An 11,818-nucleotide genomic window follows, 5' to 3' on the forward strand; every position below is an offset into this window, starting at 1 on the left:
TCGACGCGCATGCGAGCCACGAAAGCGAGTGTGCCTCCGACGACTAGTCACCCGCCATGGCACGTCACGGTGGCGGCAAATCGTCCTTTCTGAACTCTCATGTCGCACGCGCGCTCCACAGCGCGCGTGCCCCCTTTTCTTTCGAGGGTCGCCCCGAACCCTGGCATTCCGTCTGGAAAGGAGTACAGTCTGGCGGCAGGGGCCGAGCGAATAATCGCCTCGCGCCGATCTTGCCATTCGACGACGTGGGAGGCGAGCACGCGGATAGTTTAGGTCGGCGAGATCGCCGACAACCACGGCGAGGTCATGCTCGACACACGTTGTCGTGGCGAACCCAGCCGCTTCCAGCCAAGCGAGCTGCTCGGCAATCGTGCTAGGCGTGTCGTAGACGCCGTCAAAGGAGCTGACGACGGCGGATTGCCGGGAGATAACGCAGCACGGAAATCAGCCAGAACAGTCCGACGCCAGCGGCGAACAACGAGATTCCCTGCTGGTGCAACGGTAGGCGTTCCGCTCGATAGCTCAAGTGGCCGCTACCGAGGCGAAGACTCTCGGCGAGGCTCGCCCAGACGTGGAGGGCCATCAGTGCGGCCATCGCTGCGCCAAGAGAGAGGATGGTCAGAGCGACAGCGGCGGCGCGCCATTCGTCAACGGCAAAGCGGTGCGTGACGAATCCCGCCAGCACATATGCACCAAAGGCGTAGACCACGGCGAACGACACGAGCACCATGACATCGAAAGGGTCGTTGCGTCGCGTGGCATACGCTCGGACGAGCGCGATATCCACTGCGTGAATCCGGGACACGGTGCCGAACAGAAACGCCATGCACTGGTTACGCGTTTGTCCGTATGCCTCCCATCCCTCTTGCCGCGCCGGCGCCACCACATCCGCATAGTGGATCGCGATCGTCTCCGCCGACTCTGCGTCTCTCCGCAAGTGGGCCTGATCAGCTGCACGCGACAGGTCTAACGGGCGAGCCGTCTCGGTGGGCCACTCGCAGCCTTGCCACCGCGGCTCGCCCCGACCGCACGCTGTAAGGGCCAATGCCATCAGGACGAGGATCTCGAGTTTAAGCACCGCGGCATCCTCAACATTGACACCGAGAGACCTGGCCTTCACATGGATACGGTCTGGCGGGAGCCAGGTGTTCACCCATCACCCGTGGTGGACGCGAGCTGCCGGGACGTGTTCCTTGCGCGAAGGCGGAAAGGCCTCCTCGTTACATCCGTGTATCCACTACACACGCCTAGCCGCCTCCTGCAAATCGAGAATCGACCGAAGGGTCCGACAGATGTCTCACGCCGCAGGTTGACCAGCTCAAGAATTCGAGGCTATATCCCAATTGAGTAGGACTCTTCTGCGTATGCCTCGCCAGGCTTATATGGTTGGCCAGCGGTGTCCTTCACATCGTTCCGAGTGAATCTGTTATAGGCACCCGGCCCAGCGTATCGGCAGTAGAATGCGGCGTGACCCGCGCAGAGGAGTCGACGCGCGATGCGACTACATGACGATGTTCGCGTGTTCGTTCGGACCTCGCGACGCGTGCCGGTCGCGGTCTCCACCACGGTGTGCGTGCTGGCGTTGGCCATGGGCGCCACTGCCGTCGCCTTCAATTTCCTCGACGCCATCCTGCTGCAACCATCGCCCGTACGGGACGTCAATCGGCTCGTGAGCATCTGGACGCAGACGCCGGGCCGCGAGCAGCCGCCCTCCGAGTCGTCGTACCCGCAGTATCGCGAGTGGCGGGAACAGGGCCGCACGGTCTTCGAGGATGTGACGACAATGGGGTCGATCAACTTTCCGCAGCAGTTGATCGGGCGAGGCGAGCCAGTGCGGGTGCACGCGCGGGCCGTGTCCGACAGCTTCTTCGACGTGCTCGGGGCCAAGCCACTGCTCGGGCGTACGTTGAGGCCGGCGGACAACGACGTCGCCACGGCGGAGCTCGTGCTCGTGATGAGCTGGGGACTGTGGCACCGGCAGTTCGGCGGGGACCCCGCGGTCATCGGCTCGCCCATCCGGTTGGACAAGCGGACCTACACGGTGGTCGGCGTCATGCCGCGTGACTTCCAGTATCCGGCCGGTGCGGAGGTGTGGTTCCCGCTGGCGCCGGGCCATCCGCACCTGGTGGACGACCGACGCATCGGCTGGCTGGAGACCATTGCGCGCCTGCGCGACGGCGTCGGGTTGGAGTCCGCCCGCCGCGAGGCCCAAGCCATCGCGATGCGCGGGTTTCCTCCGGGGACGCCGCAAGTGGACGTGCTGTTCGTGCCGCTGCGCGAGGAAATCTTCGGCCTGTCACGCCCGGCGCTGGTCGTGCTGATGTTCGCAGCGCTGCTGCTCCTGCTGATGGCGGCCGCCAACGTCGGCCACCTGCTGCTGGTCCGCGCCACGGCACGGCGCAAGGAGCTGGCTGTGCGCCAGGCGCTGGGCGCGAGCCGCGCACGCCTCGCGCAGCAGCAGTTCGCCGAGTCACTCACGCTCGCCGTGACCGGCGGCGCCGTCGGACTGCTGCTGGCTGCCTGGGCCGTCAAGGCACTGCTGCCGTTCGTGCCGATCGAGATCCCGGGCCTCCACCGCGTCGGGATGAACGCGCGCACCATTGCCGTGACCGGAATCATGTCCGTCGTGACCGCGGTCCTCACCAGTGTCGCGCCGCTGATGTTCGCGTGGATTCGCGCGCCGGCGGAGACGCTCAACGCCTCGAGCGCGGCGACCATGGAGACGCGGGGCGGCCAGCGGCTGCGACGGGCGTTGATGTGTGTGCAGATCGCGCTGTCGGTCATCGTCCTAATTGGCGCGGGCTTGTTGGTGCGGAGCTTTCTGGCGATCAAGAACGTCGAGCTCGGCTTTCACCCGGCAAACGTCGTCAAGATGGACGTAGCGCTCGACGACGACGCGTCCTACGACGAACTACTACGCCGCGTCCGGCGACTACCCGGCGTGAGGGCGGCCGGCGCTGTCTACCTCGCGCCGCTGGAACACGGGCCGATCGGCATGGACGCACCGATCGTCCTGTTCGGACAGCCGCTCCGCCCCGAGTCGTACGATGCCAATCCCGCGGTCAATTGGGAAGCGGCGACGCCTGGGTACTTCGAGGCGATCGGTCTGCCGCTCGTGCAAGGGCGTGTGTTCGACGACCGGGACACCGCCGACTCACCAGCCGTCGTCGTCATCAGCGAGAGCTTGGCTCGCTACCTGTCGCCCGATGGTCGGGCGGTGGGCCGGCGGCTCGTCACGCTCGACGGCCCAAGAGACGATGCCGGCCGGCCGGTGTGGCAAGACGTGGTCGGCGTGGTGAAGGACGGCCGCTATCGTGAGTTGACGCGGACGCGGTTCGATGTGTACTTGCCGCACACGCAAACGGCGCCGGCGGTGAGGCATCTGGTCGTGCGCGGCGACCGCGATCCGCTGGCGCTGGTGGCGCCAATCCGCCCGATCGTCCGTGCGATCAAGCCCGGCGCGATCGTCGACGGCATTGTCCGACTGGAGGACGTCGTCATGCGGGCGCGGGCGGGGTGGACGTTCAACGCGTTGGTGTTCACGCTGTTCGGCGCGCTGTCGCTGGTGCTGGTGGCGGTGGGATTGTTCGGCCTGCTCGCGTACGCGTCCGCCGCACGCACGCGCGAGATCGGCATCCGCCTGGCGTTGGGCGCCCGGCGGTGGCACATCGCACGCCTCATGCTGTCCGAGGCCATGACGGTGCTCGGCGCTGGCTTGGGGTTGGGCCTCGCAACGGTATGGGTGACCTCGCGCGCGCTGGAGTCGCTGCTGTTCGGCGTGTCGGCTCAGGATACCGTCACCTTCGCCGCCGCCGCCGTGTTGGTGCTGGCAATCTGCGCTGTGGTGAGCTGGTGGCCTGCGCGTGCTGCGATGTCGGTCACGCCGCTCGTCGCCCTGCGGCGCGACTGAAGGCGGGGGGCGGTCGGCTGCGCCGCGCCCCGCTCATCGTGGCGGTCCCGTGACACCGCCACGTACGCCAACCGGCGATTCACGAAAGGTGCTCGGTGTATCGCCGACGCTTGACTTATTCCTTCATAGGAATATGATCGGGAACGTGCCGCGTGCCGCCACGACGTCGGATGCGTTCAATGCCATCGCGGAGCCACGCCGACGAGACATCCTCGAGTATCTCGCCGCGCGCGAGCGTCCCGTCGGGGACATCGCCGTGGCGCTGAGGCTGGCGCAGCCGTCGGTGTCCAAGCACCTCCGCGTGCTCCGCGATGTGGGCCTGGTCGGCGCGCGGCGCGACGGCCGTCAGATCTTCTATCGCACCAACGCCGATGGCCTCAGGCCGCTCCACGCGTGGACCGGGCGGTTCGAACGTTACTGGCGGAACCAGCTCACGCGCATCAAGGAACGCGCCGAGCGCAATTGACGCGCGGCGCACGAAGACACACACGACATCGCAACAGGAGGCCTCATGCCCGCAACCGCTCCGGCGCTCGACAACCTCAGCGTCAACATCACGCAGGAAGTTCACGTCCGCTCGTCAATCGCCGCGACGTTCGCGGCACTGCTCGAGGAGATCGGACCGGAACACCAGATCCCCGACGGCCCGTCGATGCCGCTCACGCTCGAGCCATGGCCGGGCGGCCGCTGGTTTCGAGACCTCGGCGATGACAACGGGCACTTCTGGGGTCACGTCCAGGCCATCAAGCGGCCGACGCTACTGGAGATCACGGGACCGCTGATGATATCCGCACCAGTGGTGGCAAATGTGCAATATCGCCTCAAGGAAGTCGACGGTGGCACGCTGGTGACGCTGCGGCACACGATGTTCGGACCGATTCCAGAGGGCTACAGCGAAGGAATGGCTCAGGGCGTCCCACATCTGTTCGAGCGCATTCGGAGGCGCGCCGAAGCCGCGTAGGCTCGCGCGGCTGTTGCGGATCGCGCGTGCATCTACGCGAGCGCGTCCCGTACGACCACAGCGATGCCTCGTGGGTCATCGCTGTCAGCCCTGCGTGTTCCGTTCAGAGCGTCAGACATCGGCAAGCGTTCACCGACGGGGCGTCGTGCCGTCGATGTCCGTGAAGCCGTCCTCTTTCGCGAGACCCGGACAAGGGGCTGGCGCCCGCCAGGCGTCAGCCCCTTGGCTCGCCAGTGGGCCTCGCCCGTCTGGCTCGCCAGTGGGGTCGAATCCTGCTGACAGCGTCATTCGCCTTTGAACTGTCCCAAACATCCGCTGGCGCCACATCAAACGTTCTACTCTCAACGCCTCGGCTACAGCGTCCAGCCTTGCCGGTATTCGCGACGCAGGAACTCGTTTGCCGCCGGCGCGTTGGTGATACGCATGTTCTCCGCGTCGTACTCGATCTTCGTGCCGGCCTGAAGGGCAACCACGCCCAGCAGCATGACCTCGGTCAGCCGCGCCGCATACTCGAACGGCGAGGTCGCTTCCCCCTGCCCTTTGCAAGCATCCACCCAGTTCATCTCGTGCGACGTCTGGATGCGCGGGAACTTCTCGGGCGGCGTTCCGACGGAATCATGCAACGAGGCCGGTAGCAGGCGCGGGTTTGCGCCGTAGGTCTCGTGGAGTAGCTTGCCCTTGTCGCCGACGTAGAGCACGCCGCCTCCCTTGTCTACCTGCTCATCACCCAACTCCTCGGGCGTGGGCGGCAGCAGGGCGCCGTCGTACCAGGTGAGCTTCACGGGCGGCATGCTGCCTCGTGCCGGAAACTCGTAGTGCGTCATCGTCGCCATGGGGTACGACGCCTTGTTGAACGGCGTCGAGACGGTCTCCACGGAGGTCGGGAAGCCCAGATCGAGCGCCCAGAACGGGTGATCGATGAGATGCGCGCCCATATCGCCAATCGCGCCAACACCCCAGTCGACCCACCCGCGCCAGTTGAACGGGTGATAGACGGGGTGGTAGTCGACGACCGGGCCGGGCCCGAGGAAGAGATCCCACTCGAGCCCCTGCGGCTTCGGATAATTGGCAGCCATCGCGATGGCGAGACGATCCATCACTGCCTCGACGTTCCAGCTCGTGGCGTCTGGCTCCGGCTTGGCTTCCGGCCGCGGAATCCCCTGTGGCCAATAGGCAAGTGGACGATTCGTCCAGACGTGCACGTGGCTCACGTTGCCAATCGCCCCCGCCGCGATGTACTCGTTGATCAGGCGCGCATCGTCGGTCGAGTGCCCCTGATTACCCATCTGCGTGACGACCTTGGGGTTCTCCTTGGCTTTCTTGGCCAGCTCGCGCGCTTCGTGAATCGACCAGGTGAGCGGCTTCTGCAGGTACACGTGCTTACCGAGGCTCATGGCCGCCGTCGCGATCACCGCGTGTAGATGATCAGGTGTGGCAATGACGACCGCGTCGATGTCCTTTTGTTGGTCGAACATCTGGCGGTAGTCGGTGTAGCGCTTGATCGAGGCGAAGCTCTGGGAGAGTTCCTTCGCATGCGCGATCTCGTCTTGCATCCGCTGGCGCTCTTCGGGGGTCTCCGCCTTCTCGAGACGCGCTTGCGCCTTCTCGAGACCGCTGAACATCTCAGTAAAGCCCTTCTCCGTGTAGCCCCAATCCACATCGCAGAGGGCAACGATGTTCTCGCTGGCAAGCGCGCGGATGTTGCTCTTGCCCATACCACCGACTCCGATGCCGGCGATGTTCAACCGATCGCTGGGAGGCGTGTAGCCCGCCCCGCCGAGAACGCGGCGGGGGACGATTGTCAGCCCGGCCGCGGTGAGGGCTGCGCTCGTGAGAAAGTCACGGCGAGGCATCTTGCCGGTCGTCTCCGCCCCACGCGCCCCCGCGGTGCGGGAACCCTGCTTCTCTCTACTGGTCTTCGATTCGTCCATCATGGCGGGCTCCAATCGGTCTGAATTCAACATTTCTGATTCGAGGAGTAGCATTGTGGCCGTAAAGGGATCAAGGGATCAAGGGATCCCCTTCCCCTTGACACCTGTTCGCATCGAACAGTAGAGTTCGCCCGTCCAGGCAGCTAACAGAATACGTTCTGTTTAACAGAACATCTGTCGTCTTTACCCAGCTGCGGCTCGAGGAAGGATGTTGTCATGCGCCAATTACTTCTTGCGCTAGTGGTCGTCACGCTCACCGCGCCATCGGTCGCCAACGCTCAGGAGGCTCGCGGCGTGATTCAGGGCCAGGTCGCCGATCCGAGCGGTGCCGCCATTCCGGGCGCGAGCGTGGAGGTCCTCAACGTCGCCACGGACGTGACAACGACGGCAACGTCGAACGAGAGCGGCAATTACCGGATGCCGTTCCTCAATCCCGGCACCTATCGCGTGACGGTCTCCCTCGACGGCTTCACATCGTTCGTCCGCGACGGCATCGAGCTGCACGTGGCCGACGTGCTGGCCATCGATGCCACGCTGCAGGTCGGGCAGGTGACCGATCAGGTCCAGGTGACCGCGAATTCTGCCGCGGTGGATCGTGTGTCCTCCAGCCTTGGCCAGGTGGTCGATGCGCGGCGCATCGCAGAGTTGCCGATTCGCGAAGGGAGCGCGGTGGAGCTCGTGTCGCTGGCTCCGGGGGTGACCAATACGACCAACCTGCGCCTCCGCAAGGCGCCGTTCAACAACGGCCTGTCCCAGTTCTCGACGGTGGGTATCGGTGAGAAGCGAAACGACTTCACGCTCGACGGTGTCGCGAACGTCGCAAACGACCGCGTGGCATACAGCCCACCCTCGGCGGCGGTCGAGGAGTTCAAGATTCACACGACAACCTACGACAGCGCCATCGGCAACACCATGGGAGCCGTGGTCAACATCGTTACCAAGAGCGGGACGAATGAGCTGCACGGACAAGCCTACGAGTGGTATCGCAGCTCGGCGCTCGACGCGCCGAACTTCTTCGACGACCGAGCCGATCGCCCCAAGCGAGATTATTCCGACAACCGCTTTGGCGCGGCTGTCGGCGGGCCGGTCATCTCGAGCCGTACGTTCTACTTTGCGAGCGTGGAAGCCAATCCCTTCGAGGTGCCGCAACCCACCGTGCAAACGGTGCCCACCGAACGCATGCGCGGCGGCGATTTCTCGGAGCTGCTGGCCCTCGGGTCCGAGTACCGGATCTACGATCCTGCCACCACGCGACCGCACCCGACCGAGCCTGGCCGCTTCGTCCGCGACCCCTTTCCCGGCAACGTCATCCCGCCCGATCGCCTCGACCCGGTGGCCAAGGCGATTCTCGACTACTGGCCGCTGCCCAACCAGGCAGGCACCAGCGACGGCCGCAACAACTACACGAACCCGACGCTCGTGGCCGACGAGACGTACTACACCGCCACGGGGCGAGTGGATCACAGCGTGTCGAGCCGGCATCGCATCTATGGCCGCTTCAGCTGGGACTTCTGGGAGGAGGAGAAGAACGACTGGTACGGCAATCTGTCGAATGGCATCTTCCTCAACCGCAAGAACCGCGTGCTTGCCGTCGATGATGCCTATACGATCCGAAGCAACCTCTTGGTCAACGTCCGCGGCGGCTTCACACGGCAGCTGTTCCCGGAACGCCGGCGCAGTCAGGGATTCGACCTCGCGTCGTTGGGGTTCGACCCAGCGCTCGCGGCGCTCGCGCCAGAGGGCGCCGCAACGTTCCCGCACCTCGATTTCTCGAACTACTCGGACTTCAGCAATTGGGAATCGGGGGACGGCTACTTCACGACCGACGTCTACTCCGCCAACGGCAGCCTGATGTGGCTCGTCGGCAACCACAACCTGAAGCTTGGATCGGAGTACCGTCACTACATCGAGCGAGCCAGCCGGTTCCCAACGGCTGTTTCTCCCTCGCTCTCATTTGCCACGGACTGGACGCGAGGGCCGCTCGACAATTCTTCGGCGGCCCCCATCGGACAGGACCTTGCCTCGTTCTTGCTCGGCTACCCCACCGGCGGCGAAATGAGCCGCGTCGCCGAGTACTCCGAACGGACCAGCGTGATCGGCTTCTACGTTCAAGACGACTGGCGTGTGCGAGGAAACCTGACGTTCAATCTGGGACTGCGTTACGAGATCGAGGCACCGCTCACTGAAAAGCAGAACCGAATGGTTAGTGGGTTCGACTTCGACACCCCGCTCCCGATCGAGGACACGGTCCGCGCCAACTACGCGCTCAACCCGATCGCAGAAGTGCCGGTCGATCAGTTCCAGGTGCGCGGCGGCATGCTCTATCCGGACACTGGTGGCCCCTCCGAAGCGTGGGAGCGCAATTTGGCGAACCTCATGCCACGCGCCGGCTTCTCCTGGGTGCCGATGCCGAAGACCGCTGTGCGCGGCGGTTACGGCCTTTTCTACGACATGCTCGGGACCAACCGGATGACCGTCAATCAGGTGGGTTTCTCGCGCGACACCGCCGTGGTCCCCTCGCTCGACAGCGGGCAGACCTTCATCGCGACGCTCGCCAATCCACTTCCGGATGGCCTCCTCGAGCCCACCGGCAGCTCACTCGGTCTCATGACGAACGTCGGCCTGGACGCAGACTTCCCCTACGTTGGTGACGTGCGAGCGCCGCGCAGCCACCGCTGGTCGCTCGGTGTCCAGCAGGAGCTGCCCTGGCAGATTCTGCTGGAGGCCACATACGTTGGCGCACGCAGCGAGCACCTCCCCGTGACGCGCGAGCTCAATCCGATACCGGCGGAATATCTCTCGACGTCGCCGGTGCGAGACGATGCGACACACGACCGGTTGACGGAGGCAGTGCCCAATCCCTTCGCCTCGCTGCTGCCGGGCACCAACTTGGCGGGGGACACTGTGGAGCGGCGACAACTGCTCCGCCCGTATCCACAGCTCACCTCCGTCCAGGCCAGCGAGACAATTGGCGAGGTGGACTACCACGCCTTACAAGGGCGCGTGGAACGTCGCATGTCGAGCGGCCTCACACTCCAAATGGCGTACACCTGGTCGCGGACGATGACCGAGACGGGATTCCTGAATGCCACCGACGAGCGACCCGAGCGCGTCATCAGCCCATTCGATCGTGCGCACGTGCTTTCCACCAGCGGCATCTGGGAGCTGCCCGCCGGGCGCGGCCGCCGCTGGGGAAACAACTGGAGTCCACTTGTCGAGGGCCTGCTCGGCGGCTGGCAGGTGAGCTTTCTCTTCAAGGCCCAGAGTGGCGCGCCGCTCGCCCTTGGCAACTTCCTGTTGGCCGAAGGAGCAACGGTGGACGACATCGCGCTCCCGCGCGGCGATCGCAGCTTCGAGCGTTGGTTCAACACGGACGCCTTCGAGCTCGCCTCGTCTCAGCAGCTCGTCTCGAACGTACGGACCCAGCCCACACGCTTCAGTGAAGTGCGCGGCCCCGGGTACGCCGTCCTGGACCTCGGCTTCCTGAAAAATCTCGCCGTGGGTGGTCGTACCCGGCTCCAGCTCCGCGTCGAGGTCTACAACGCGCTCAACCGCACGAACTTCAATAACCCGAACACGTCGCCAACCAACTCGGCGTTCGGCACGATCAGCGCGCAGAACGGGTTGCCGCGGCAGCTCCAGTTGGCAGCACGGGTCAGCTTTTGAGCGTCGGGGTGGGTGGGACGGCACAGAGGCAGGGTGAGGGGGTGACCAGGTGAGGGGGTGACACCACACCTACTCATATCTCAACGCCTCGATCGGGTTCAGCCCCGCCGCGCGACGGGCGGGATACCAGCCGAAGAACACGCCAATCGACGCGGCGCAGGCGAACGACAGGGCGACGGCCGTCGGAGAAATCACGATGCTCCAGGAAAGCAGTTGACCGATACTCGCCGACACGACGACACCGAGCAGGACGCCGGCAGCGCCGCCCGCGAGGCAGAGCGTGAGCGCCTCCGCGAGGAACTGCCTCAGCACGTCGCGGCGGCGTGCGCCAATCGACAAGCGTAGGCCAACCTCCCTGGTCCGCTCCGTGACGGAGACGAGCATGATGTTCATGATGCCGATGCCACCCACGAGGAGGGAGATCGCCGCGACACTGGCCAACAGATACGTCATGGTCGTCGTCGTCGACGTGAGCACGCTCGCCATCTCTTCGTAGGTCCGAACCATGAAATCGTCATCCTCGCCAGGCACGAGACGATGACGCTGGCGAAGCAGGCCGGCAACGAGCTCCGAGACGGCGAGCGCTGACTCTCCGTCCGCAACAGAGAGGGTGATGTTGCTCAGGTGTGTCACGCCCAGCAAGCGCTTCTGTGCCGCGGTAAACGGCACGATCACCGTATCGTCTTGGTCCTGCCCCATCGGTGATTGGCCTTTCCGCGCGAGCACACCGACGACCTTGAAGGGCTGCTTGTTGATACGAATTGTGGCACCAATCGGATCGCTTCCCGCACCGAAGAGCTCGTCACGCACGGACGCACCAAGGACCGCGAACTTGGCCGCACGTGCGACATCCGCGTCCGTGAAGAAGCTGCCCTGCTCCAGCGGCCATGCACGAATCACCGGCAGATCGGCGCCAGCGCCCTGGACTTGCGTGGACCAGTTCGCCGCCGTCGTGACCACTTGCGCACGCGTGCTCACGCCGGGTGACACGCCCTGAACTCCCGGCACCTCGCGCAGCGCGTCGGCGTCGGCCGGCGTGAGCGTGCTCGTAGCGCCTTGGCCCAGCCGTACGCCGCCGGCATTGAGCGAGCCGGCCGTGATGGTGACGACGTTGGTCCCCATGCTCGCAAGGCGGGCTTGAATGGAGGCGCTCGCGCCGTCGCCGATCGCCATCATGACAATCACAGCGCCGACGCCGATGATGACGCCGAGCGCCGTGAGCCCGGAGCGCATCACGTTTCTGCGCAAGGCCTCGAAGGCTATTCCGAATGTCATCCAACTCTTCATCGCGCCCATCCTTCTTCGTGCTCTTCTTCTTCGTGCCCTTCGTGTCCTTCGTGGTTGATCCCC

General features: G+C 65.1%; 7 protein-coding genes. 4 read left to right on the forward strand and 3 right to left on the reverse strand.

The window, feature by feature from the left end; genetic code table 11:
* Positions 1 to 394: 394 nt before the first annotated feature.
* Positions 395 to 937: a hypothetical protein gene (locus tag GEV06_15990; GenBank protein ID MPZ19396.1), complete on the reverse strand. Its 543-nt coding sequence runs from the start codon at positions 935 to 937 to the stop codon at positions 395 to 397.
* A gap of 558 nt (positions 938 to 1,495) precedes the next feature.
* On the opposite strand from GEV06_15990, the gene GEV06_15995 reads away from it, so the two are divergent.
* From GEV06_15995 to GEV06_16005, 3 genes are all read left to right on the forward strand, one after another.
* A complete protein-coding gene (locus tag GEV06_15995) occupies positions 1,496 to 3,910 on the forward strand; it encodes an FtsX-like permease family protein (GenBank protein MPZ19397.1) in 2,415 nt (804 codons plus the stop codon).
* Positions 3,911 to 4,055: 145 nt separating this feature from the next.
* Positions 4,056 to 4,376, forward strand: coding sequence for a metalloregulator ArsR/SmtB family transcription factor (locus tag GEV06_16000; protein ID MPZ19398.1), 321 nt, complete (start codon positions 4,056 to 4,058; stop codon positions 4,374 to 4,376).
* A gap of 45 nt (positions 4,377 to 4,421) precedes the next feature.
* A complete protein-coding gene (locus GEV06_16005) occupies positions 4,422 to 4,871 on the forward strand; it encodes an SRPBCC domain-containing protein (protein MPZ19399.1) in 450 nt (149 codons plus the stop codon).
* A 353-nt stretch (positions 4,872 to 5,224) separates the two neighbouring features.
* On the opposite strand, the gene GEV06_16010 is transcribed toward GEV06_16005, so the two are convergent.
* Positions 5,225 to 6,724: a gfo/Idh/MocA family oxidoreductase gene (locus GEV06_16010; GenBank protein MPZ19400.1), complete on the reverse strand. Its 1,500-nt coding sequence runs from the start codon at positions 6,722 to 6,724 to the stop codon at positions 5,225 to 5,227.
* A 294-nt stretch (positions 6,725 to 7,018) separates the two neighbouring features.
* Between GEV06_16010 and GEV06_16015 the strand changes: the two genes are divergently transcribed.
* Positions 7,019 to 10,468, forward strand: coding sequence for a hypothetical protein (locus tag GEV06_16015; GenBank protein MPZ19401.1), 3,450 nt, complete (start codon positions 7,019 to 7,021; stop codon positions 10,466 to 10,468).
* 69 nt (positions 10,469 to 10,537) lie between these two features.
* Here the strand turns inward: GEV06_16015 and GEV06_16020 are convergent, their stop codons facing one another.
* On the reverse strand, positions 10,538 to 11,755 hold the full coding sequence (locus tag GEV06_16020) for an FtsX-like permease family protein (protein MPZ19402.1): 1,218 nt from the start codon (positions 11,753 to 11,755) through the stop codon (positions 10,538 to 10,540).
* Between the last annotated feature and the right edge of the window lie 63 nt (positions 11,756 to 11,818).

The organism is Luteitalea sp., from assembly GCA_009377605.1.
Classification (GTDB): domain Bacteria; phylum Acidobacteriota; class Vicinamibacteria; order Vicinamibacterales; family Vicinamibacteraceae; genus WHTT01.